Origin of the sequence: Peribacillus simplex, from assembly GCF_001578185.1 — a bacterium.
Taxonomy (GTDB): Bacteria; Bacillota; Bacilli; order Bacillales; family DSM-1321; genus Peribacillus; species Peribacillus simplex_A.
In genome coordinates this window covers 4660442-4683208 of sequence record NZ_CP011008.1, presented here as the reverse complement: position 1 = coordinate 4683208, position 22767 = coordinate 4660442, and the positions used below count along the sequence as shown (strand labels likewise).

Annotated in this window: 24 protein-coding genes and 1 pseudogene; 15 read left to right on the top strand and 10 right to left on the bottom strand. The window is 42.1% G+C overall.

Annotated features, from left to right (window positions below; genetic code table 11):
* Window positions 1-3: 3 nt before the first annotated feature.
* The 5 genes and pseudogenes from UP17_RS21905 to eutC all read left to right on the top strand — a co-directional run.
* The gene (locus tag UP17_RS21905) at window positions 4-588 is read left to right on the top strand and encodes an ANTAR domain-containing response regulator (protein ID WP_061465285.1); all 585 of its coding nucleotides are present in this window, start codon (window positions 4-6) and stop codon (window positions 586-588) included.
* 146 nt (window positions 589-734) lie between these two features.
* Complete coding sequence (gene eutH, locus UP17_RS21900; protein ID WP_061465284.1) at window positions 735-2006, top strand: ethanolamine utilization protein EutH; 1272 nt, start codon at window positions 735-737, stop codon at window positions 2004-2006.
* An 18-nt stretch (window positions 2007-2024) separates the two neighbouring features.
* Window positions 2025-3431, top strand: a complete 1407-nt coding sequence (locus UP17_RS21895) for an ethanolamine ammonia-lyase reactivating factor EutA (protein WP_061465283.1) — start codon at window positions 2025-2027, stop codon at window positions 3429-3431.
* Between the two features lie 18 nt (window positions 3432-3449).
* The gene (locus UP17_RS21890; protein ID WP_061465282.1) at window positions 3450-4814 is read left to right on the top strand and encodes an ethanolamine ammonia-lyase subunit EutB; all 1365 of its coding nucleotides are present in this window, start codon (window positions 3450-3452) and stop codon (window positions 4812-4814) included.
* A 14-nt stretch (window positions 4815-4828) separates the two neighbouring features.
* Window positions 4829-5581: pseudogene (gene eutC / locus UP17_RS21885) on the top strand (ethanolamine ammonia-lyase subunit EutC); the annotation flags it as partial.
* Between the two features lie 353 nt (window positions 5582-5934).
* Here eutC and UP17_RS21880 read toward each other — a convergent pair.
* On the bottom strand, window positions 5935-6651 hold the full coding sequence (locus tag UP17_RS21880) for a DUF4261 domain-containing protein (protein WP_061465281.1): 717 nt from the start codon (window positions 6649-6651) through the stop codon (window positions 5935-5937).
* 262 nt (window positions 6652-6913) lie between these two features.
* Here UP17_RS21880 and UP17_RS21875 point away from each other — a divergent pair, with 262 nt between their 5' ends.
* Entirely contained in the window at window positions 6914-7633 is a 720-nt protein-coding gene (locus UP17_RS21875; protein ID WP_061465280.1) for a YebC/PmpR family DNA-binding transcriptional regulator, read from the top strand.
* A 95-nt stretch (window positions 7634-7728) separates the two neighbouring features.
* On the opposite strand, the gene UP17_RS21870 is transcribed toward UP17_RS21875, so the two are convergent.
* Window positions 7729-9135 (bottom strand): polysaccharide deacetylase family protein, encoded by a 1407-nt coding sequence (locus UP17_RS21870; protein ID WP_061465279.1) that lies wholly within the window; start codon window positions 9133-9135, stop codon window positions 7729-7731.
* 185 nt (window positions 9136-9320) lie between these two features.
* On the opposite strand from UP17_RS21870, the gene UP17_RS21865 reads away from it, so the two are divergent.
* Window positions 9321-9836, top strand: coding sequence for an RNA polymerase sigma factor SigV (locus UP17_RS21865; protein WP_061465278.1), 516 nt, complete (start codon window positions 9321-9323; stop codon window positions 9834-9836).
* Window positions 9821-10690: an anti-sigma-V factor RsiV gene (locus UP17_RS21860; RefSeq protein ID WP_061465277.1), complete on the top strand. Its 870-nt coding sequence runs from the start codon at window positions 9821-9823 to the stop codon at window positions 10688-10690. The genes UP17_RS21865 and UP17_RS21860 overlap by 16 nt, the downstream gene beginning before the upstream one ends.
* Before the next feature lie 104 nt (window positions 10691-10794).
* On the opposite strand, the gene UP17_RS21855 is transcribed toward UP17_RS21860, so the two are convergent.
* Window positions 10795-11019 carry a hypothetical protein gene (locus tag UP17_RS21855; protein ID WP_061465276.1) on the bottom strand — a complete coding sequence of 75 codons (225 nt, stop codon included), beginning with the start codon at window positions 11017-11019 and terminating at the stop codon, window positions 10795-10797.
* A 329-nt stretch (window positions 11020-11348) separates the two neighbouring features.
* On the opposite strand from UP17_RS21855, the gene UP17_RS21850 reads away from it, so the two are divergent.
* From UP17_RS21850 to UP17_RS21840, 3 genes are all read left to right on the top strand, one after another.
* Complete coding sequence (locus UP17_RS21850) at window positions 11349-12842, top strand: peptide MFS transporter (protein ID WP_061465275.1); 1494 nt, start codon at window positions 11349-11351, stop codon at window positions 12840-12842.
* Window positions 12843-13089: 247 nt separating this feature from the next.
* A complete protein-coding gene (locus UP17_RS21845; protein WP_061465274.1) occupies window positions 13090-13599 on the top strand; it encodes a MepB family protein in 510 nt (169 codons plus the stop codon).
* A gap of 110 nt (window positions 13600-13709) precedes the next feature.
* Window positions 13710-13991 (top strand): hypothetical protein, encoded by a 282-nt coding sequence (locus UP17_RS21840; RefSeq protein ID WP_061465273.1) that lies wholly within the window; start codon window positions 13710-13712, stop codon window positions 13989-13991.
* Window positions 13992-14066: 75 nt separating this feature from the next.
* Here the strand turns inward: UP17_RS21840 and bioA are convergent, their stop codons facing one another.
* The 3 genes from bioA to UP17_RS21825 are packed head-to-tail and all read right to left on the bottom strand — an operon-like array spanning window position 14067 to window position 16716.
* Window positions 14067-15449, bottom strand: a complete 1383-nt coding sequence (gene bioA / locus UP17_RS21835) for an adenosylmethionine--8-amino-7-oxononanoate transaminase (RefSeq protein WP_061465272.1) — start codon at window positions 15447-15449, stop codon at window positions 14067-14069.
* Window positions 15446-16153 (bottom strand): dethiobiotin synthase, encoded by a 708-nt coding sequence (bioD, locus tag UP17_RS21830; RefSeq protein ID WP_061465271.1) that lies wholly within the window; start codon window positions 16151-16153, stop codon window positions 15446-15448. Before bioD ends, bioA begins: the two co-directional genes overlap by 4 nt.
* The gene (locus UP17_RS21825; protein ID WP_061465269.1) at window positions 16132-16716 is read right to left on the bottom strand and encodes a biotin transporter BioY; all 585 of its coding nucleotides are present in this window, start codon (window positions 16714-16716) and stop codon (window positions 16132-16134) included. Before UP17_RS21825 ends, bioD begins: the two co-directional genes overlap by 22 nt.
* Before the next feature lie 383 nt (window positions 16717-17099).
* On the opposite strand from UP17_RS21825, the gene UP17_RS21820 reads away from it, so the two are divergent.
* Both UP17_RS21820 and bioB read left to right on the top strand, forming a co-directional pair.
* Window positions 17100-17297, top strand: coding sequence for a hypothetical protein (locus UP17_RS21820; RefSeq protein WP_061465267.1), 198 nt, complete (start codon window positions 17100-17102; stop codon window positions 17295-17297).
* 131 nt (window positions 17298-17428) lie between these two features.
* Window positions 17429-18394, top strand: a complete 966-nt coding sequence (gene bioB / locus UP17_RS21815) for a biotin synthase BioB (RefSeq protein ID WP_061466256.1) — start codon at window positions 17429-17431, stop codon at window positions 18392-18394.
* A gap of 57 nt (window positions 18395-18451) precedes the next feature.
* Here the strand turns inward: bioB and UP17_RS21810 are convergent, their stop codons facing one another.
* Window positions 18452-19378 carry a helix-turn-helix transcriptional regulator gene (locus tag UP17_RS21810; protein WP_061465265.1) on the bottom strand — a complete coding sequence of 309 codons (927 nt, stop codon included), beginning with the start codon at window positions 19376-19378 and terminating at the stop codon, window positions 18452-18454.
* A gap of 131 nt (window positions 19379-19509) precedes the next feature.
* On the opposite strand from UP17_RS21810, the gene modA reads away from it, so the two are divergent.
* Window positions 19510-20301, top strand: a complete 792-nt coding sequence (gene modA, locus UP17_RS21805) for a molybdate ABC transporter substrate-binding protein (protein WP_061465263.1) — start codon at window positions 19510-19512, stop codon at window positions 20299-20301.
* Window positions 20302-20701: 400 nt separating this feature from the next.
* On the opposite strand, the gene UP17_RS21800 is transcribed toward modA, so the two are convergent.
* The 3 genes from UP17_RS21800 to UP17_RS29810 all read right to left on the bottom strand — a co-directional run bounded on the left by UP17_RS21800 (window position 20702) and on the right by UP17_RS29810 (window position 21716).
* Window positions 20702-21028: a hypothetical protein gene (locus tag UP17_RS21800; protein ID WP_061465262.1), complete on the bottom strand. Its 327-nt coding sequence runs from the start codon at window positions 21026-21028 to the stop codon at window positions 20702-20704.
* Window positions 21029-21261: 233 nt separating this feature from the next.
* A complete protein-coding gene (locus UP17_RS29815; RefSeq protein ID WP_061465260.1) occupies window positions 21262-21456 on the bottom strand; it encodes a COG4705 family protein in 195 nt (64 codons plus the stop codon).
* Between the two features lie 80 nt (window positions 21457-21536).
* Window positions 21537-21716, bottom strand: coding sequence for a hypothetical protein (locus UP17_RS29810; RefSeq protein WP_061465259.1), 180 nt, complete (start codon window positions 21714-21716; stop codon window positions 21537-21539).
* 352 nt (window positions 21717-22068) lie between these two features.
* Here UP17_RS29810 and UP17_RS21785 point away from each other — a divergent pair, with 352 nt between their 5' ends.
* Window positions 22069-22767: a response regulator transcription factor gene (locus tag UP17_RS21785; protein ID WP_061465258.1), complete on the top strand. Its 699-nt coding sequence runs from the start codon at window positions 22069-22071 to the stop codon at window positions 22765-22767.

Below are 22767 nucleotides of genomic sequence, written 5' to 3'. Positions count from 1 at the left end.
GACGTGGTCAAGAGGATTTTGGTCGTGGAAGATGAATCGATCGTTCTCCTTGATATAACGATTATGCTCAAGGATGCAGGCTTCGATGTGGTTGGACATGCACGTGACGGCGAGAAGGCGATTGAATTGGCACATTCCCTGCAGCCGGATCTCGTTTTGATGGACATAAAAATGCCTAAAATGAATGGGCTTAAGGCTAGCGAGGTGATTTCCAATACCTTTCAGATACCGGTCCTGCTTTTAACTGCATTCAGCCAGCGTGAATATATCGACGAGGCGAAACGGGCAAATATCGTAGGATATCTTGTAAAGCCAATAACGGAGGCGGATTTGATTCCCGCAGTGGAGATAGCTTTACTGCAAGCAGCCAATGCAAAAAAGTATCAGGAACGAAATGCCCAATTGGATGAAACGCTCGCAAATCGTAAAGTCATTGAAAAGGCAAAAGGAATTATCATGAAAAGGAAGAATGTATCGGAAGAAACCGCTTACAAAAAATTGAGAAAGCTTAGCATGGATAAGCAGCTTTCCATGGAGACAGTGGCACGACTAATCGTTACAAAGGATCAAAAACAAGTAAATAGATGAAGCAATGGCGCTTTGATGGACCAAATTGGTTGTAGGTAGGCAATTCTGCTGAAATAACCAAAGTTTGGGCTATAAGAGGCGTCTTTTTTTATACCCTTTTTTAAAGTCGATAGGCCAAATCAAATCGTAATTCAGGGGGAATATGTATGGAGATGGTAGGTAAATTCGTTATTTATATCATTATGGTGTGTGCCGTTGTCGGTGCATTGGCATCGATTAAAGACAGTGAGCAAGGCTTGGGCAAACAGTTCATGGAAGGTTTGCATACGGTTGGCCATATATTTATCCCGGCAGCTGGAATCATGGCCTCGATCCCTTATTTATCATGGTTCATCGATACAGTATGCGGCCCGATCTTCGCAGCGATCGGTGCAGATCCCGCACTCGCTGCAACAACGATTTTGGCAACGGATATGGGCGGTTATCAATTGGCGGCCGAGCTGCAGGAATCATATGAAGGCTGGATCATGGCGATGATTGTCGGATTCATGTCTGGAGCAACGATTGTATTCTCGATTCCAATGGGGCTTGCCATGCTAGAGAAGCGTGATCATAAATACATGGCACTTGGTGTCATGTCAGGGATCCTGACGATTCCCATTGGAGCCTTTATCTCAAGCGTGCTAGTGGTGGCAACGAATTCGAAAATTCGCGAAGTGATTTCCACGAATGCGAATTCTACACACGAATTCGCGTTGAGCTATTTGAAAATTGCCTTGAATCTTTCTCCACTTCTTATTTTTGTGGTGCTGCTTGCGTTAGGTCTTTATTTCCTGCCGGATTTGATGATCAAAGGGTTCATGTGGTTTGGGAAAATATTGGATGCCGCGATTAAACTTGTACTCGTATTTTCAATCGTGGAGATTTTCACCGGACTGTTTTCCAATGTATTTGGTGCTTGGGGGTTCCATCCCATCATGGCCGATAAGGCGGACCAGTTCCGTGCCCTGGAAACGGCAGGGTATATCGGGATTATGCTGGCAGGTGCTTTTCCAATGATTTACTTGATTCAAAAATATGCAGGCAGGCCGCTTGAAGTGATGGGCGGGAAAATCGGATTGAGCAAAGCGGGGAGTGCAGGGATTTTAGCCACGGTAGCCAATATATTGGCGATGTTCAAACTTGTTAAAGATATGCCTCCGAAGGATAAGGTCATAAACATTTCCTTCGCTGTGTGTGCGGCTTTCCTATTAGGCGATCATTTATCTTTCACTGCCAACTTTCAGCCATCCTTAATTTTACCCGTCATAGTAGGCAAGCTATCTGCCGGCGCTATTGGAATCGGTCTTGCTTACTGGCTGTCCGTTCCGAAAGCTTTGGAATTGGAGGAAAAAGATCGTGCAGCGGGAGTCATCGGCATAAATGAATATAAAACGAATAACCAGGAAGAAGATAGCGATGAAATCCAAGTGGTGTAAAACTGAGGTGTGAATTTAATGAATGAACAGGCGGAACGAATCATCAGTGCAGGAATCGATATTGGCACTAGTACGACGAAACTTGTTATCAGCGAGCTTTCGCTTAGGAATGTGGCGGGTGGCGGACAGGTGCCAAAAATAGAAATTACCGATAAGAAAATTCTGTATCGAAGTCCCATTTTCAAGACCCCGCTTTTATCCGATACGGTAATTGATATACCTGCTGTTCAAAGTATGGTGGAAAGTGAATACCATCAAGCCGGGATCACGATTGAAAACATACAAACAGGGGCCGTCATCATCACAGGTGAAACGGCAACCAAACAAAATGCAGAAGAAATGGTATACCGGTTATCCAAAGCGGCAGGGGAATTCCTTGTAGCGGCAGCCGGTCCGGATTTGGAGGGAATCATTGCCGCAAAGGGATCTGGTGCCTATCAACATTCGATCGAGACAGGAAAGACTATAGCGAATATAGATATTGGCGGGGGAACGGCGAATATTGCCGTATACCGTTCTGGTATCCTTTGCGGAACTTGCACACTGCATATAGGAGGCCGTTTGGTGGAATGGGAGGGAGCGAAGGTGAAGGTTGCTCCTTCAATAGGAAAATGGCTGAAATCAAAAGGGCATTCACCTTTGAATGTTGATGGGGTAATCATCGCAAATGAAATGTCTAAGGTGCTTTCGAGGTTTTTGGCTGGGTCATTCACAAAAGAAGATGAACTTCTATTAGTGGGGAAGGAGCCATCTTGGACAGGACGAATAGATGTGTTGATGTTCTCGGGAGGTGTCAGTGATTGCATCTATCATGAAGAACGGGCAGACAAAAGCTTTCAGGATATCGGCATGATGCTTGCAACCTCTATAAAGGAAAATGAAGTATTGGCTGCATGGGAGTGGGAACAGCCCGTTGAAACGGTTCGGGCGACTGTTCTAGGAGCAGGCACGCATACAACTGAAATCAGCGGTGCTACCATCGAGGTGAATGATTCTCATCTGCCAGTCCGTAATATCCCAGTCTACCGCATCGATTTTCAAGGCGTGCTGGATGATGGAACCGGGACAATGGCACAATCGGTTCAGGATGCGATAACGATATACGATCCACTAAAGGAAGGACTGAATTTTGCCTTTTATTTAACGAATTTACCTTATCTATCTTTTCGGGACATACAGCAGCTCGCAGCCGAATTTACCGAGGCTTTGATGCAAAAACCGAATCAGCAGCAACCTCTGATAATTGTGATGGACAGTGATTATGGGAAGGTGCTTGGTCAAACATTTCTAGCGAACCGACCAGATTTGCCGGTCATCTGCATTGATCAGACACAAGTGGAACATGGGGATTATTTAGATATAGGAAGGCTGCTGCGGACAGGGGTCGTTCCGGTTGTCGTAAAAACACTGACCTTCCACAACTAAGAAACGGAGGATTATACGATGAAATTATCTACTCAATACTTTGGGGAAATCCATCAATTCAAATCGTTGAAAGAAGTCTTGGCCAAAGCGAATGAAGAGAAATCAGGAGATAGGCTTGCGGGAATTGCGGCGGATTCTGTCCAAGAACGGATTGCAGCGAAAGCTGTGCTTAGCGAATTGACTTTGGCGGACATTAGGAATTATCCCTTACTCTCCCCGGAAGAGGATGAAGTGTCACGGATCATAGATGGTCTCATCAATGGAACCATCTATCAATCTGTGAAGAATTGGAGCGTTGCCGAGCTTCGTGAATATATTTTGAGTGACGAAACGACAGGTGACGATTTAAAGCGAATAAGCAGGGGGTTGAATAGTGAAATGATTGCTGCGGCAGCCAAGATCATGTCGAACCTTGACCTTATCCATGCTGCCAGTAAAATCGAAGTGCTCACAAAGAATAATAGTACGATTGGATACAAGGGAACGCTTGCCTCGCGCCTTCAGCCTAACCACCCGACTGACAATGTGGATGGCATGCTCGCATCTTTGAAAGAAGGTCTCTCCTATGGAATCGGGGATGCCCTCATTGGAATCAACCCTGTTGATGATTCAGTCGAAAGCGTAAAGCGGCTGCTTCATGCGACACAGGACGTAATCCAGAAGTGGAATATCCCGACCCAAAATTGTGTACTTGCGCATGTGACCACTCAAATGAAGGCAGTACAGCAGGGTGCACCTGCTGATATGATCTTTCAAAGCATAGCCGGAACGGAAGCGGCCAATCGTTCTTTTGGAATTGACGTTCAATTGCTCGAAGAAGCCAACGAGGTGGCAAAGGCTCATGGGACCGGCACAGGTCCGCAGCATCTTTATTTTGAAACGGGGCAAGGCTCGGAGTTATCGGCGGAAGCGCATTTCGGAATCGATCAGGTGACGCTTGAAGCCAGAAACTATGGATTTGCCCGCTATTTTGATCCGTACATTGTCAATACGGTCGTCGGATTCATCGGACCTGAATATCTATATAACAGCAAGCAGGTCATCCGCGCCGGGTTGGAAGATCATTTCATGGGAAAAATGCATGGTCTGCCGATGGGAGTGGATATTTGCTATACGAATCATATGAAGGCGGATCAGAATGATATCGAGGACCTGGGTGTACTTTTAACGGCGGCTGGTGTGAATTTCATCATCGCAACTCCGATGGGGGATGACTGCATGTTAAACTATCAGTCTTTGAGTTATCATGATATAGCGACATTGAGACAAACGATGGATAAGCGGCCAGCCCCATTATATGAAGCTTGGCTGGAGAAGATGGGGATTCTGGAAAACGGCAAGTTAACGAAGCGTGCCGGTGATCCAACTATATTTAACCATTAGGAGTGGATGATATGGGAATGAAAGATCCGAATAATAAAGAAGAATTGGACACCTTGATAGCGAAAACCCCTGCCCGGATAGGGATAGGCAGATCGGGGACACGTCCTAAAACGGATTCCTGGCTGAAATTCCGTTTTGACCATGCGGCGGCCGTTGATGCTGTATATGGTGAAGTCAGTGAAACTCTATTGAAACGCTTGGATTTATTCAAGGTGAGAACGAAGGCCGATGATAAGGAAGTCTATTTACGGCGTCCGGATTATGGCAGGAAGCTGTCGGACGAAGCAAAGCGAATGATCGAAGCCAAATGCATAAAGGGCCCAACGGTCCAAATCATCATTTCCGATGGCTTAAGTGCCAAGGCGATCGAAGAGAATGTGGAGGACGTCTATTTATCTTTCAGACAATCTTTGGCAGCGGCAAAATTGGATGCAGGGACACCGTTCTATATTGAAAAGGGCCGGGTTGCCGTGATGGATGATATTGGAGAAATCCTTAGGCCTGAGGTCATTGTCCTGTTGATCGGCGAACGGCCCGGTCTTGTCAGTGCTGAATCATTAAGCGCTTATATTTGCTATAAACCTTGTTTGGGCATGATTGAAGCAGAGAGGATGGTCATTTCCAACATCCATAAAGGCGGGATCCCGCCAGTTGAAGCGGGTGCACATCTTGGCACGGTCATTCAAAAGATCCTTAAATACCAAGCGAGCGGCATGTCACTCGTGAAGAAAGAACATGAAGAAGAAAAGAGTGAAAAACTCGGTTGAACCCCTAGTGTCTAAAAAAGGAAGTTCGGATGGCCTCTTTCCTGACGGTCATTTAAGACTAGGTCGTTGATTTCCTCTCCAGGCACTCGCTTTATATGTTTTTTTATTGTTTTATGAATCCGTTATTGGATTGAAGAAATATGCGACACACCTGCCGAATAACTGGCTAGCTGAGACCCCACAGGCGCTTGCGCCGAGTAGGCTTGGCAGACAGTCGGCGGAAAGGGAGCGGATTTCTGAAATCAATCGGAACGTTTTTAAAATAAAAAACACCCCGTAAATGTTAGTTTGGTGTCTAACATTTACGGGGCAGTTCGAATTTGTCTAAAGTCTGGGAGGAGCGAATCGTTCCTCTATTTACTTGTCCCTAAATTCCACAATCCAAACGGGTTGTAGAAGGGATGGTCTTCTTCATATCTAAAGTCCTGAAGGCCCGTCAATATAAAGTCAGGGGCATCTTGTTGTATGCTAAAGGTTTCGCCAGTTGTAAAGAGAGGCCGTTCACCTAGATGGTAAAAATTAAATGTGTTAAGTAAAGAAGCCGCCTCTTTCGGACTCATTGTGTTAAGTGTCACGGCATCTGGAAGCCCAAAGGCTTTCATTCCGAATGAACAATAATAATCTTCCTCCCCGATGATCGTGGCAAAATGGGCATATACCGAGAGAATATCGGGGCTTTGATGAAGCTTTTGCCAATCTTCCTTTGAATGGGCAATGCCAGCTGTTTCTATTTTCACTGCCATTCCGCCTGCCCTAAGGATTGCTGCCCCAGCATCGATCAAGTCCGTAACATTTCCGGTATCGGCTATTATATAAACGGTAAAGGTATGTTCACTGATTTCCGCTAATAATCTCTCTGAAAGGGCATCTTTACTGGCGTAAGAAAAGGTCTCTTTTAAAGTGGGTTCATAATCCTGGATTTCTGCCTGAAAAGTTATGTTCTTATCCTTGTTATGAAAAATATTCCCTGCTAACAGGTACCCTTCGCTTTGGGAAGCGACCGTTTGAATCAATTCTGCCCGGTCCTTCCACTTTCCGGGTATCCCGATGATGATTTGGTTTTCCGTCATGAATCATCTCTCCTTTCCGATCCATTCATACTATACCACTCTTGATGTTCACCATAGCATTTTATAATATATAGCGCCAACCCGCCGAGTTAATGCGAGTGAGGGATGTACAGGACTTTTTCAAACTTATACAATTGATGTATAATATAATCTAGTAAACGTATAGCCTTTCTTCAAAGGAATTCCCGTAAAGGGTTTTCTCGTAGGGCAGTATCTTAATAATCTAATCGGTATATTCAATGATGAAAGAGAGTGGAATATAATGGGTCGTAAGTGGAATAACATTAAAGAAAAAAAAGCGTCAAAAGATGCAAATACAAGTCGGATTTATGCTAAGTTCGGACGGGAAATATATGTAGTGGCGAAACAAGGTGAACCAGATCCGGAATCCAACCAGGCGTTAAGGGTCGTACTTGAGCGTGCGAAAACGTACAATGTTCCCAGAGCGATCATTGACCGTGCGATTGAAAAGGCTAAAGGCGGTTCGGAAGAAAGCTATGACGAACTTCGTTATGAAGGATTCGGTCCAAATGGATCAATGGTCATCGTGGATGCATTGACAAACAATGTGAACCGGACGGCATCTGATGTACGTGCCGCATTCGGGAAAAATGGCGGGAATATGGGTGTCAGTGGTTCTGTTGCTTATATGTTCGATGCAACTGCTGTCATCGGGATTGAAGGTAAAACGGCTGAGGATGTGCTTGAACTGTTAATGGAAGCGGATGTTGATGTACGTGACATCATTGAAGAAGAAGAAGCGGTCATCGTTTATGCTGAACCTGAACAATTCCATGCTGTGCAACAAGCATTCAAGGATGCGGGAATCACCGATTTTACAGTGGCAGAGCTGACGATGCTTGCACAAAATGACCTAACCCTTCCAGAAGATGCACAGGTACAATTCGAAAAGATGATTGATGCATTGGAAGATTTGGAAGATGTGCAACAAGTTTATCATAATGTAGATCTTGGTGAATGAAAAAACGGGCAGACCTTTGCTATATGATCAAAGGCCTGCTTATTTTATCTGATGCAAAAGAGCCTGTTTTGATGAAACAGGCTCTTTCCTTTTGATTATTCACCTATGACGATTCCGGAAAGTTCACGGTCTTTCTTTACCCTTTCCATTTCCGAAATAGTGACCAGCTGATATCCTTTGTCATGCAGTTGCTTGATGATTTTTCCTGCAGCTTCGGCGCTAGTTTGATAGATATCATGCATTAATATGACTCCGCCGTCTTTGGCTTTACTCATCACATTGTTCACGATTTTCTTTTCATTGCGGTCTTTCCAATCTTCGGGATCGACATCCCAGAGTGTGACTTCCATATCCTCCATGTATTCACGCACATTATCGTTAATCGCTCCATATGGGGGACGGACGAGACTTGGCTCAGAACCTGTAGCTTTTTCTACAGCGTCTTGGGTCTGTTCGATTTGACTCTTGATTTTGTTCTTGCTTAAGCGAGTCAGCTGCGGATGATCCCATGAATGGTTGCCGATCTCATTTCCTTGTTCAAGCATTTTTTGCAGAACTTCCGGATAGTGCTGTACGCGGCTTCCAAGCACAAAGAAGGTCGCGTGTGCATCATACTTGTTTAGGTCTTCAAGAATGGACATGGTATGAATTGGATGTGGCCCGTCATCGAACGTCAAGGCAATGACCTTTTTTGATGGGTCAATCCATTCATTTTGCACGGGCAGTTTAGCGACGATATGTTTCGGCTGCCATTCCTTTACACGATCCTCATTCAATTCTTTACTTTTATATGAATCTAGCAAGCTATCGTTAAAAAGTTCCTTCTTGATGGCTATTGTATGAGTCTTAGTTGAATCATCAGTCTTAACGTAGAATACAAGCGTATTTTTCAAGACTGAAAAAGAATCGAAGTTGGCCGCCTTCAGTTTGTTTTCCTTTTTAATAAGACTCTGTGATATGCCTTCTTCTTCCTTCTCGGTTAACTCTTCAAAAACAATATCGGATAAAACGGATAAATAATCAGAATCCGTGGCAAAGATGTCTTCTATAGAGAGCTTTTGCTGAGATGGAATATCATAAGTGAAGATCCGGGATTCGGACTGCTTCTTTCCTTCCACTTGTTCATATTTATCGAAGGAAATGGTAATGGTCTGCTTGCTGAAATGAAGGATCGTGTATGTGAGGTTAAGCTCGGATGCTTTTCCGTCGGATGCTTTCCATCTTTTTTCATAATCTTTAATTTCTTTTTTTATGTAAGCTTCTAGTTGCTTGTCGATATTTTCTATATGCAAAACGGGTCTGCTGGCTGAATAACCGCCTTTCGTATTATCTTTCAAATACGTTTGAATATCAGCTTCCGGGTAATTTTTATCGTTTGTATAGGCGGAAACGGTTCTCTTCTTATCAAAAGCAAGGCTTTTGATGGCTAACCCTATCGTTCCCACTGCAGCTGTTAGACAAAATAGAAAAATAAAGACTTTTTTATAATTTAGTTTCCTCATGTTGCACTCCACCTCGATAATCATTCTACTATATAGACGCGCCAAAAGCCTTAAAAGTTTGTAAAAATTTTCATTTTTTTATTTATAAATATTTTCTTGTTCATTTTCAAACTTTTATGGGTGCACGAACGTCTATCCTTTGTACCTAGGATACGTAATTTAAATGTAAGGAGCTCTATCATGCAATGAAAAATCTAGATATGAATCAATTAATAACGGCCCGGATAACCGAACGGCAAGACAATTTGTACAGACTTGCTTTTTACTATGTCAAAAATCAAGAGGATGCGCTTGATATCGTGCAGGAATCGATTAGAAAAGCACTTGCCTCCAGCAACAAAATAAAAGACGCTGCTTCTATAGATAGCTGGTTATATAAGATCATAGTCCGAACGTCACTTGATGTTTTGCGAAAGAAAAAGAAGCTGACAGTCGCCGATGACGAAACAATAGAATACTTACGCAGCGGAGAGGCAGATCACTACCCCGACCTGGATTTACAAAAGGCCCTGGAAGGACTTTCGGTCAAGTATAAAACAGTAGTCGTTCTTCGTTTCTTTGAGGACCTGAAGTTGGAAGAGATAGCGGAGGTTCTGGAAGAGAATGTAAGCACGATTAAAACGAGATTATATAAAGCGCTGCAACTATTGCGGATTAACATGACTGAACGGGAGGAAACGAAAAGATGGAAAGAAAATTAAAAGATCTGCGGAAAGAGTATCTTAAAACACCGATCCCTAAAGAACTGAAAGATGTCGTTCAAGCAGCTTTGAATGAAAAGCCCAGGAAGAAGCCAAGGGTTGGAAGGAATATCCTGGTGTCTGCGGCTGCAGCGCTTCTGATAGTGACAGCTTCCGTAAACATCAGTCCGGCAGTGGCAAAGGCCATGAGTGAAATTCCGATAGTCGATAAGGTCATTAAAGTGATTACCTTCGTCGAGTGGAAAGAGGATGTGAATAATTCCTCGGCCGTGATCAAAACACCTGCAATTTCCGGACTGGAGAATAAACAGCTTGAAAATAGCCTGAATGATAAATACTTATCGGAAAGCAAGCAGCTCTACAAGGAATTCACCGACTCCATGTCAAAACTGAAGGAAGGGGAAAAGGGCAATATCTCGGTGGAAAGCGGATATGAGATATTGACAGATAATGAAACGATATTATCCGTACAGCGCTATACGGACACGATTTCTGCTTCCAGTTCTACAGAAAGTCAATTCGATACAGTCGACAAGAAAAACGAAGTGCTTTTAACGTTAAATAGCCTATTTAAAGATGATCGTTATCTTCAGGTGATCAGTAAGAACATCAAGGAACAGATGAAGCGGCAGATGGCTGAAGATCCGGAAAAGATATATTGGGTCGAAGATGATGATCTTACTGCATTTAGAGGCATTGATGAAAACCACAACTTTTATATAAACAAAGATGGCAAGCTAGTCATCGCCTTTAACAGCTATGAGGCCGCCCCAGGGTATATGGGGGCTGTCGAGTTCATCATCCCGACAAAGGTTATTTCAGAATTACTTGTGGGTGATCAATATATCCATTAAATGAACTTATTTGTAATGTCCGTTAATTATACTTATGAAGGGCGAGGGGCTTATAAAACGGGAACTCACAAAAACCATTAAAAAGACGAACCAATGTTACTTGACTACAGTAACCTTGGCTCGTCTTTTTTTTCATCAAATTTCATCTGATCCAGTTCCAGCCTCATTTTTTCCGTCTCCATAAGGAAGTTTTCATGTTTAAGTTTTTCAAGCTCCAGTTCAACTTGTAGCATCTTGTGTTTGTTTTTTGCCTGTTTTTCGAAATGGCTTGTCAGGATTCCAATAATGGGAATGGAAAATATCATTACAACGGTTACTAACCCTATCATATTTGTGCCTCCTCATTTTTTTGTTATTTCTATTATACGGTGTATATAACGGTTTTGGCTGGTTTTTTTCAAGGTTCGCAATTTCCCTCTCGTAACCAAACTGTTATCAAACGTAATACATGGGTAAAGTTAGGGCAATATATCATTTATGGAAGCTTCCTTTTAGACTAAATTGATTGGGCGTTTTTTTTAGGAGGATTTTAGTATGATTTGCTTTGCTTTAATAGCTATTATTATTTATTTCGAAATTAATTATTTAAATATACTAAATATTTGTTTACAACAGAGAAAATAAAAGTTATTATACAATAATAAAAGGAGGGCTAGGTATGGCAACGATAAATAAACAGAAAATTGTGGATAGTGTACCCCAAAAAGGTTTTTTTGGAAACCCAAAAGGACTATTCACCCTTTTCTTTACTGAGTTCTGGGAGCGTTTCTCCTATTATGGCATGAAGGCCATTCTTGTTTACTATATGTATTACGAAGTTTCTAAAGGGGGACTAGGCCTTGATGAACACACAGCCCTTGCCCTAGTATCCATCTACGGATCTTTAGTATATATGTCCGGTATAATTGGCGGATGGCTTGCCGATAGGATTTTCGGGACTTCAAAAGCCGTATTTTACGGTGGGATTTTGATCATGCTCGGGCATATTGTCCTTGCTGTACCAGGCAGTCTCTCCATGTTCTTTGTTTCCATGGTACTCATTGTTCTGGGTACTGGTCTATTAAAACCGAATGTTTCCAGCATTGTAGGGGAAATATACGCGGAAAATGACGATCGCCGGGATTCCGGTTTCAGTATATTCTATATGGGTATCAACATGGGTGCATTCCTTTCACCGTTCCTTGTCGGTACAGTCGGAATGAACTACAGCTTCCACCTTGGTTTTGGGCTGGCGGCAATTGGTATGTTAATTGGGCTCATCGTCTTTGTTGCAACAAAGAAAAAGAACCTGGGCCTAGCTGGAACTCTTCCTGCTAACCCATTATCACAAAATGAAAAGAAAACCGTATTCACTAAATTGGGAATAGCTGCATTGATTTTAGCTGCCATCATCGGCATCACTGCCACTAAAGGCATCTTAACGATTAAAACCTTTATTAATCTTGTAGGTATCCTAGGGATCCTTATTCCGACCCTTTATTTCATTTTCATGTATCGCAGCCCTAAAACAACTTCTGTTGAACGTTCACGATTGATAGCCTATATTCCTTTGTTCATAGCAGCTGTCATGTTCTGGGCAATTCAAGAGCAAGGTGCAACTATATTAGCAAATTATGCAGACAAACGGACACAGTTGGATTTTGCTGGAATGCAAATAAACCCGGCATGGTTCCAATCATTGAACCCATTGTTCATCATTACCCTTGCACCAGTATTCGCATGGTTATGGATCAAACTAGGAAAGCGCCAGCCGACCATACCGCAAAAATTCTCAATAGGTCTACTGTTCGCCGGTTTATCATTCCTGGTGATCCTGCTTCCTGTTTATTTCGGTGGATCAGACTCTTTAGTCAATCCGCTATGGCTTGTACTTAGCTATTTCCTTGTAGTGCTTGGAGAACTTTGTTTATCCCCTGTTGGACTTTCAGCGACTACAAAATTGGCTCCAGCTGCATTCTCGGCACAAACGATGAGCCTGTGGTTCCTGGCAAGTGCAGCAGCACAAGCATTAAACGCACAAATCGTCAGATTCTACACTCCTCAAACCGAAATGGCTTATTTTGGAGTGATCGGAGTTGCTTCAATAATCCTTGGACTGGCCCTGATGGCCTTATCACCAAAGATTCAAGGTTACATGAAAGGCATTCGCTAACACTTAGCCAGCAGTAAGGAAAAAAGGAATGGACTATATAATGAAGATGACCTCGAATTAAACGGGGTCATCTTTTTTATTGCAATGATTTTGTGCATCTTGCTTTTTCACATTGTAATAGTATCGACCGTGCCAGATTGATTACATACCATTTTTACCAAAAAATTGATATGATGTTTTAGCAGCCTCATAGTTTATGCTTAAAAAACCAATGAAGCTTCATTCCAAATTAAAGAGGAGTAGCGAAATGAATAAATTTTATAGAGCTTTAACTCATGTAAACAAAATAGTTTATGAACCTAATCATCTGTCTATAAAATCAATTCAAGAAGAATTTCAAAATTCAGAATATGGAGCTGGAACATTTCACTTAAATGCAAAATCGGTTCGATTTAGAGTCGCCAAAATAACACCCAATAAAGTGGGACAGTTTGTTGCGTTTTGGGAAAAAGACGAAAATGATAAAAATCAACCCTTTGCATATGAAAATTCTCCTGATTTATTGGTCATCAATACCTCAATGAGTAATGACCATTTTGGGCAATTTATTTTTCCAAAAGAAATTCTCGCAAAACAAAATGTCCTTAAAACGCAAAATGTAAAAGGGAAAATGGCAATAAGGATTTATCCTATTTGGGATAATCCAACTAGTAAACAGGCAATAACGACTCAAAAGTGGCAACTACCTTTTTTTGTTGATCTGAGTCATGCGAATAAGTTACCCATACAAAAAATTTTAGAACTATATTCTATGTAAATTTTCCATGTAGGAACCACTTAGCTATCAATGGTTCATGAAGAGGCTGATAGGGGTGAGTTTTATATTTAAATATCTCACTCAACTTTTCAAATAGACAGGAGGTAAGAATGAAACGTTTATTTGGAATATGCATATCCCTGCAAATGACTTTCGTTCTGCTTTTCATCACGGGGATTCTCCCAAAGTTGAATTCATATGTTGGAGCCTGCATTTATTTGATCATTGGGTTTGCAAGTCTGATGATCAGCTTATATTTAGCAGGTAAAAAATTTCTCTTGGGCATTTCGGTTATTGCCATCATCTTTTCCGTGCTTATCATTTGTTTCACCATTTTCATTTATTTCTTGCCTGAAGCCGGGATACCGCCGGAAATCCCTTTGTTTGAATAGGTGAGTTCATCCAAAATTCAAGCGAAAAAAGGGCATCCCATTTAGGTGCCCTTTTTAATTCACCATCTTTTTATATCAGTTTGCTGCTGGAATCAATCCTTTATGAATGGAGACTTCCTGGATGGCACGGTAGACCGTTTCGACCATGAAATCGAGTTCCTTTTCTGACATGGAAAGGATCGGCATCATCGTGATGACTGGACCAAGTTCCCGGATGATCAGGCCATTTTCCCGTGCTGTATGGATGATCCCGGAAACGACGTTCTCTTGGAGGGTGAACGTTTCTTTTGTTTCACGGTCTTTAACGATTTCCACTCCAATCATGAAGCCGCGCTGGCGAATATCGCCGACGATCGGAAGTTCGTATAGCGCTTGCAGTCTTTCGGATAGGTATTTTGATTTTTTCTGGATGTCTTTAATGAGATTCCGGCTTTCCATTAGCTCGATATTCTTCAGGGCCAGTGCACAGGCTAGCTGATTTCCTGTATAGGTGTGGCCGTGATAGAAGGTTTTATGTTCTTCCCGTTCTCCCAAAAAGGATTGAAAGATCTGCTCGTTCATGATGGTGGCTGCGAGTGGCATATATCCCCCAGTGATCCCTTTGCCCATACACATGATATCAGGGACGACATCTTCCTGCTCGCAGGCAAACATCGTACCGGTGCGACCGAACCCTACGGCCACCTCGTCACAAATTAGGAGGATATCGTACTTCTTGCATAATTGTTCAACTTCTTTCAAAAAGCCCCGGGGATGGGTTATGATACCTGCCGCCCCCTGCACAAGCGGTTCGATGATCAATCCGGCAATTTCCTCTGATTGTTCCTGCAGCAACTTCTCCAGTTCCTTCAAGCAATGGTTTTTCACTGCTTCTTGATCTCCATATTCAGTCATGTGATAGGCATATGGTGTAGGGGCGGAAATCCGTTGAAATAAGAGGGGCTTAAAGATTCTATGGAATAGATCCATTCCGCCCACACTCACGGCACCGACAGTATCACCATGGTATGCTTCGTCAAGGGAGATGAATTTGTTTTTATTCTGATGCTTGACGGGATCGATATTCTGCCAATATTGATAAGCGACTTTAAGGGCGATTTCCACAGCGGCAGATCCCGTGTCAGAGTAGAAGACTTTCGATAAATGACCAGGAGTGATCTCTGCCAGTTTCTTTGCCAGTAAGATCGATGGTACATTTGCAGATCCCAGCAGAGTGGAGTGCGCGACTTTATTCACTTGTTCAATAAGGGCTCCGTTTAATTCCGGCTCGTTATGTCCGTGCACATTCACCCATAATGAAGCATAGCCGTCCAAATAGCGTTTGCCATCCACATCAATCAGATAGCTGCCTTCGCCGCGCTCGATGATCAGCGGTTTACTTTCCCGATACGTTTTCATTTGCGTGAACGGGTGCCATACATATTCCTTATCCCATTGTTCTAAATCCTGACTGTTCATGCTTTGAACACCTCTTTCAATTGTTGGGTATAATTTTGGTCACCAAGTAAATCAAGGATGCAGATCCTCAAATCTTTTCTAACATCGGCCAGTGTTGGAATGCAGGCGAGCCCCTTCAGCCCTGTCAGCTTTTCAATGGTTTCGATATTGTCTTGATGAATCCGATCCTCTGGCCGGTAATGATTATACAAAATGGTTTTCACGTTTATATCATGGATTTGGGCATAAGAATGGGTCGTCACGACATTATGAATCGCTCCTAAACCGCTTGTGGATACGAATACGACAGGCATGCCGCAATCCCTTATGAAATCCGTCGTCATATAGAAACCTTCCGCCCGTTCAATGAGCGGCACAGCCAATCCGCCTGCTCCTTCAACTAATACGACGTCATACATTTCCTCAAGTTCATGAACCCTTTCCACGACTTTCTTCTCATCGATTTGACTCCCGGTTAATTTAATCGCCAAATGTGGGGAGGTTTCGGGTTCCAGTGTGTAAAACCCTGATTCCTTTACACCTAGTTCTTGCTCAAACCAAGAAATATCCGGGTATGTATTCGTTTCCTCATTGATTCCTGTTTGAAATGGCTTGAAGATCGTGACGGTTTTTCCAAACGTTTGAAGAGAAAGATAAAGTGCACTCGTGACGATGGTCTTTCCAATATCCGTGCCAGTTCCGGTTATGAAGTAGGCTTGGCCCATGGATGATTCAGCTCCTTTACGTTTATGTATCTTGCAATTCGCGGACGTACTTGTTGAATGATGACAGCACATAGAATGCACAGCAGTAAATCACCGGGTACCGGTAATAAGAAGCCGTAAAGAATCGTTTGGTTGATTGAAAGCGGCGTTTCCACAATCCACTTCATTGCACCATACAGCCATATGCAGCCGAAGAAGTAAACGGTCAGCAAAGAGGCAGCGTTAGCAAGGAATATGGAACGAATCGTGGAGAGGGAAAACCGGTTGATCAGCCACCCGTTTACATAGGCTCCCAGAATATATCCGAGCAAATAGCCGAAAGTGGGTTTGAATATATAGCCGATTCCCCCGCCTTCAGCAAACACTGGCAACCCGATAAGTCCGATCAAGACGTAGCATAACTGACTGAGCATCCCAAGCTGGGGCCCCAGCAATGCGCCTGCCAAATAGACTGCCAGAATTTGCAGTGTGAATGGTATATAAGGGATAGGTATTTTAATAAAGGCGCCAATTGCGGTTAACGCAGTAAAAAGGGCCACATAAGAAATCGTTCTTGCTTTCAAGGTTTTCACCACCTTTTTTAGAAATGGCAGGCAAATTGCCCACTATTAGTTTGCCTGATTTCTATTTTATATGTCAACTAATTAATATTTAGGTTAACATATAAAATGCATGCCTTCTCAGTTTTTCAAGGACAAACTAGGAAAATATTGAAAAATAGCCATTGAATAATATTTTGTTTGTATGGTATTATTCATCCATATGTTAACTATAAACTATTTTAGTTAACATATTAAGTGGTCTGGAGGTTGGTTAATGCCCATTTATTTCACTTAATGCTCTGTTACCAGTCATTTTTCTGCCATTCCAAATGCAAAGCATTATGGTCTGTGATGCAAATGTGACTGGTGGGGAACTTCCGAACATTTTGGTTTGAAGGGAAAGATTGATATCGAAATGGGGATACCCTAAAAAAGCGGTAGCAGCAGAAGGTAGGATAAATCGCAGGAAGCAGGTCTTTGTAGACTATCTCTTTAAAGTCGGAGCGTTAGCTTTCACTTTATCTGCAGGTGTCGGGAGGGAAGCATCGATTCTTGCCCGGGCCAAGCTCCTTTCCAAGGAAGTACATAAGCATGGGATCTAGGCACCAGCATTCGTATCGATTGGAACTTCGCGAGTTCTTTGTAATTAATCGCGGCAGATTCATGGAAAGAAATAGACAACATTAAAAGAAAAGAGGGATTGGATTTGGAAACACTAGTAAGGGATTGGAAGATGTTAGCGGAGAGCGTGATTAAAGGATATAAAGTTACGGCTGAAGAGGCATTAGCAATCGTACAAGCCCCAGATGGCGAAGTTTTGGAAATTTTGAATGCAGCATATCTCATACGCAAGCATCATTATGGAAAAAAGGTCAAATTGAATATGATCATCAATACGAAGTCAGGATTATGTCCCGAAGATTGTGGCTATTGCTCGCAGTCGATCGTGTCGGAAGCCCCGATTGATAAATATGCATGGCTGACTAAAGAAAAGATTGTCGAGGGAGCGCAAGAATCAATCCGTCGTAAAGCGGGTACATATTGCATCGTTGCTTCTGGCCGTCGTCCGACCAACAGGGAAATTGATCATGTCATTGAAGCGGTAAAAGAAATCCGTGAGACGACGGATCTTAAAATCTGCTGCTGTTTAGGTTTCCTTAATGAGGAACATGCCGGCAAACTAGCAGAAGCAGGCGTTCATCGCTACAACCACAACTTGAATACATCACAGGAAAACTACAGCAATATTACATCAACACATACATATGAGGACCGGGTAGATACAGTCGAAACTGTGAAAGATGCTGGAATGTCCCCATGTTCAGGTGCCATTTTCGGTATGGGGGAATCTGAGGCGGAAGCAGTGGAAATCGCTCTATCCTTACGCAGCCTTGATGCGGATTCCATTCCTTGTAATTTTCTCAATGCAATTGACGGAACGCCTCTTGAGGGAACTTCCGAGTTGACCCCCACTAAATGCCTGAAACTGATTTCGATGATGAGATTCGTCAACCCGAGCAAAGAAATCCGTCTGGCCGGAGGTCGTGAGGTCAATCTCCGTTCCATGCAGCCAATGGCACTTTATGCAGCCAATTCCATCTTCGTTGGAGATTATTTAACGACAGCTGGTCAAGAACCAACGGCGGATTGGGGAATCATCGAAGACCTGGGGTTTGAAATCGAAGAATGTGCTCTTTAGGTAATATGAAAAAAAGAAAAGTAAAAAGGAAGGCTGCTGTTACAGTAGCCTTCCTTTTTAAAATGTCTCGTGAATGATCGAGCCTGTCCTGGAAATATCATAATCACCTAAAGCATCGATTTCCGCTTGAAATGGATTCGAGGATAAAATTCTTTTGACCATTTTTATGATCTGCTCGTTTTTCGGAGTTTTTAATAGAACAAGGTCATAACGTTCCGTTATCAATGGAATGAAGTCGACTCCGACTATTTTTGCCGCTTTTTCAATTCCAACGCCGACATCCGCAATACCTGATGAAACAGCTGATGCGACACTTAAATGGTTGGTTTCCTCATTTTCATACCCCTTAAGGCTTTTAGGCGGAATCTTATGGATCCTTAGCTGCTCATCAAGAAGGATTCTTGCACCAGATCCTCTTTCCCTATTGATGATGGTCAAGTGATCCTTGTTCAAATCATTCCAGGTGGTGAGATTGAAAGGATTCCCTTTTTTAACATATAAACCTGCATTCCTTGAAACGAGATTAAATAAAATATAAGGATAGCCAACCAAGATCTTTTTTATATATGGAAGATTATACTCACCCGTATCTCCATCAAACATGTGCATACTCACGATGTCGGAATCGCCATTGTACATGGATATAAGCCCGCTTAAACTTCCTGTGTTCGATCGTAATGTTTTATGGCCGGAATCCTTCTCGATGTACTGCCCCAGTATATCCAAAACCATGTCCTGGCCGCTGATGACAAGGGTTGGTGTGCCCTTCCCTTCGTTCCGATGGGGCTCGGCGATAGGAACCGGGGATGTTAGGGACTTACTGTCAGTGATATATTTCTCTAAGTCCTTTGCATCCATTCTCATTTGCCTGCCCACTCGGAATACAGGCAGTTCCCCTTTTTTAACAAGATCATATATCGTCAATTTAGATACTTTTAAAAGCTGTGCCACTTCTTCGATTGTATAGGATAGCTCCTGCGACATGTGCATCCCTCCGTCCTTATTGTATCTTAGTGCCCTTTGAAAAGTAAATTCATAGATAAATAGGAAATATTAGATTAACTAGTTATAATTAGATATAACTAGTTATAACTGGTTAGAAAGGAAGAGCGATTTTGAAAAAAATATACTTTATGATTTTTTCGATTATGCTGCTTGTGACAGTGGGGACAGGGTGTTCAAATGATGAAGCGGAAAACACAGAAATGAAGGCGGAGCAAGTGGAATTGACGGTTTCCGCAGCTGTAAGTTTGCAAGATGCTTTAAATGATATAAAAGATTCATTTGAAAAAGAGAATGTAAATGTGAAAGTTAATTATAACTTTGGAGCCTCGGGAGCTCTTCAGCAGCAAATTTCCCAAGGCGCACCTGTGGACCTGTTTTTCTCAGCTGCTGAAGATAAATTTGATCAATTAGTAGATGAAGATCTTATTGAAGAGAAAAACGGGATCGATTTAGTCGGCAATAAACTGGTGCTGGTGGTGCCAAAGGATTCCGATAAGGCAATGGAATCCTTGGAAGACCTAAAAAAGGCTACTAAAATTTCGATCGGTACGCCAGAGTCTGTACCGGCAGGGCAGTATGCTAAACAAACATTGGAAAACATGAATCTCTGGAAAGAGGTTGAAGATAGATTGATATATGCCAAGGATGTCCGGCAAGTGCTTACATATGTGGAAACAGGAAACGTGGACGCGGGACTCGTTTATAAAACGGATGCCATGAACTCATCAAAAGTTGATATCGTTGCAACGGCTAAGGAAGATTTACACGATCCGATCATTTATCCGGTAGGAATAATCAATAATAGTTCACACCGAAAGGAAGCACAGCTATTTTACGACTATCTTCAAAGTGTAGATTCTGACAAGGTTTTTGAAAAATATGGATTTGAAGATTTGGACTAATGCCGCTGATTCGTTATTCGATTAGCGTTTAAATAATGATACAACAATGGTGTAATAGGGTGATAGGTGATCTATCCCCTTTGTTTATTTTTTAGGCTCTTTTCGTAAAGATTGTTGTTTTTAAAACGAAACTATTTAAGGTTGATTGGAGCGGAAGTGCGAGACTCCTGCGGGAGCAGCGGGACAGGTGAGACCCCACAGGCGTTTACGCCGAGGAGGCTCACCGCCCGCACCAAGGAAAGCGAGCATCTGGAGGGGAAATCAACCACAACTCACTACCTGGTAAATAGCAACATAGTATGTGGAAATAGCCATTTTTAACTGATTTCAGAGGTTAGAAAAAGCCCTAATATAGGTGCCTTAGAGTTTAACTTTTATTATATTTTTTTTGACATCCTCACTATGTTTTCGGGGGTGTATTTATCTTGGTTTTAAGAGTGCCCCATACATATTCAGGATTAAATTCGCTTGGAATAAGATCTGTTTTTTTGTAAGTTATGGGTTTTTCATTCTGCATTGTTATAGTTATTTCAGTTTTTTCTTTGTTCATTTCTAACGTTAGAAATGAAGTCTTATTCGAATCTTCACTATAGATAATAGCAGTTACCTTATTTCCGGTGGATTCGGTTAACTGTAAATGCTTTATGACTTTCTCTTTTCCCTTTTTCGGGATTTTTTGCAGTATATACTTGTCAGCACCTTTAATGTCGCTGCTGCCATTGATCATTATTAAAATTCATCATTTGTCCAACCGCCCGTCATATGATACTTTGGTGCGCTGAAAGAAGGCTCTTTGTTCTGTTGTGTAGCACTTGAACCTGGTTTTGTTGAGGTACGTCCGCTTCTTCCATATAATCTTGCCAAATATGGCGTGTCACTACTTTTTGATGGTCTTTACTTTCGGTACACTTTGACAAAAACGGACATGTCACACAAATGTGCTTTGGTGAAAAACACAGATTAGCCGATATCGAGACCTTCTGCTATGAGGTCACCAGCTGCTGTACCCAAGGCCAAAGTGAACAAGATGGCCAGCCAGTAGAACGCTTCTCGTTTAGATGTGTAGATAGTGTGAATGGACAGCGTCGTCTCACTCGCATACCAAGCCGCAAACGTCGCAAGCATCGCGATTGTGAAGATGATAGTTGCCGTCACCAGACTGACCCCGAGATTGTCCACAGATTGTCGGTAATTAGCGTGCCTGCACGCTAATCAAGTAAACCCTTGGCACATACTTACTCGCTTTGAATTGGAAGAAAAGAGTTATGATCAAAAGGACACTCATTATTAAGGTAGTGTTGGTCAAGCCAAAGTTCAGATTTTCGATCAGGAAGTTTGCGGCCGTCTCCAACGATGACTTCAGGAACCTTGTTCAACATCTGACACCAGATGGATGGACCATTTGCATCATTCATTATAAATCCTCCTGATCTTTTCTTGTTTAAACCTCATTGGCAAGTTCTGCTGTTCCCTGGAGACTATATATCAATTCAATCTTAACGCAACTTGAAAAAAGAATTAAAAATTAATTAAAAAGCGAAATAAAAAGCAAAATAATGCTAAATTGAAGGAAGAGCGTTTCAAGAATAATTGGAAACGATTAAAATACAGGAATTTGGAGCAAATATAAAGGGGATTGAATTATTTAGCGGAGGACAATTTTTTCGTGTTTAAGATGCAAGTAATATTTTTCCAGGCTAAATTCGATTAACAATACATGTGGGTGTGAACGCCTTGCCATATACTGCTCAAGTAGGAGGGTTTTAAATGAAACAGCGTATTCTGGTTGTAGAAGATGAAATCCAGATAGCGACGATATTAAAGATAGAACTCGAATATGAGGGGTATGAGGTGCTTCTTGCCCATACCGGCAAGTCGGGGTTGGAAGCTGCATTACAAGAAAATTTAGATTTAGTACTTTTAGATGTTATGTTACCTGAGCTGAATGGCATTGAAGTTTTAAGAAGGATCCGAAATGAGAACTCATTACTGCCAATCATCCTCTTAACAGCTCGCAATATTACAATGGATAAGGTAGCAGGACTAGATCAAGGGGCAAATGACTATATAACGAAGCCCTTTGAAATCGATGAGTTATTGGCAAGAATACGTTCAGCTATACGTCATAATTCAATAGCTGCAAATGCTTTGAGAGAAGAGGAAACGATCTTATCAATAAAAGATTTATTCATTAATCTCGATACTAGAGAGGTTAAGAGGGGGGATTCTTCCATAGCGTTAACCCCAAAGGAATTTGATCTACTCATTTATTTACTATCCAATAAAAACAAAATCGTGACGCGGGAAAATATCCTGATGAATGTATGGGGTTATGAGTATGAAGGGGAGACAAATGTAATCGATGTGTATATCCGCCATTTAAGAAAGAAAACGGAAGAAGGTTTTTCTGACCCGACAATCATTCAGACGGTAAGAGGAATTGGTTATACTATAAGGGAGAAATAA

Bases quoted from the DNA above. Each gene is read 5' to 3' on its own strand.
- UP17_RS21850 (WP_061465275.1), top strand. From the start codon at position 11,349: ATGGCAACGATAAATAAACAGAAAATTGTGGATAGTGTACCCCAAAAA.
- UP17_RS21875 (WP_061465280.1), top strand. From the start codon at position 6,914: ATGGGTCGTAAGTGGAATAACATTAAAGAAAAAAAAGCGTCAAAAGAT.
- UP17_RS21865 (WP_061465278.1), top strand. From the start codon at position 9,321: ATGAAAAATCTAGATATGAATCAATTAATAACGGCCCGGATAACCGAA.
- UP17_RS21840 (WP_061465273.1), top strand. From the start codon at position 13,710: ATGAAACGTTTATTTGGAATATGCATATCCCTGCAAATGACTTTCGTT.
- bioA (WP_061465272.1), bottom strand. From the start codon at position 15,449: ATGAACAGTCAGGATTTAGAACAATGGGATAAGGAATATGTATGGCAC.
- UP17_RS21810 (WP_061465265.1), bottom strand. From the start codon at position 19,378: ATGTCGCAGGAGCTATCCTATACAATCGAAGAAGTGGCACAGCTTTTA.
- UP17_RS21890 (WP_061465282.1), top strand. From the start codon at position 3,450: ATGAAATTATCTACTCAATACTTTGGGGAAATCCATCAATTCAAATCG.
- eutH (WP_061465284.1), top strand. From the start codon at position 735: ATGGAGATGGTAGGTAAATTCGTTATTTATATCATTATGGTGTGTGCC.
- UP17_RS21800 (WP_061465262.1), bottom strand. From the start codon at position 21,028: ATGATCAATGGCAGCAGCGACATTAAAGGTGCTGACAAGTATATACTG.
- UP17_RS21895 (WP_061465283.1), top strand. From the start codon at position 2,025: ATGAATGAACAGGCGGAACGAATCATCAGTGCAGGAATCGATATTGGC.
- bioB (WP_061466256.1), top strand. From the start codon at position 17,429: ATGTTAGCGGAGAGCGTGATTAAAGGATATAAAGTTACGGCTGAAGAG.
- UP17_RS21860 (WP_061465277.1), top strand. From the start codon at position 9,821: ATGGAAAGAAAATTAAAAGATCTGCGGAAAGAGTATCTTAAAACACCG.
- UP17_RS29810 (WP_061465259.1), bottom strand. From the start codon at position 21,716: ATGAATGATGCAAATGGTCCATCCATCTGGTGTCAGATGTTGAACAAG.
- UP17_RS21785 (WP_061465258.1), top strand. From the start codon at position 22,069: ATGAAACAGCGTATTCTGGTTGTAGAAGATGAAATCCAGATAGCGACG.
- UP17_RS21855 (WP_061465276.1), bottom strand. From the start codon at position 11,019: ATGATAGGGTTAGTAACCGTTGTAATGATATTTTCCATTCCCATTATT.
- UP17_RS21880 (WP_061465281.1), bottom strand. From the start codon at position 6,651: ATGACGGAAAACCAAATCATCATCGGGATACCCGGAAAGTGGAAGGAC.
- UP17_RS21870 (WP_061465279.1), bottom strand. From the start codon at position 9,135: ATGAGGAAACTAAATTATAAAAAAGTCTTTATTTTTCTATTTTGTCTA.
- bioD (WP_061465271.1), bottom strand. From the start codon at position 16,153: ATGGGCCAAGCCTACTTCATAACCGGAACTGGCACGGATATTGGAAAG.
- UP17_RS21845 (WP_061465274.1), top strand. From the start codon at position 13,090: ATGAATAAATTTTATAGAGCTTTAACTCATGTAAACAAAATAGTTTAT.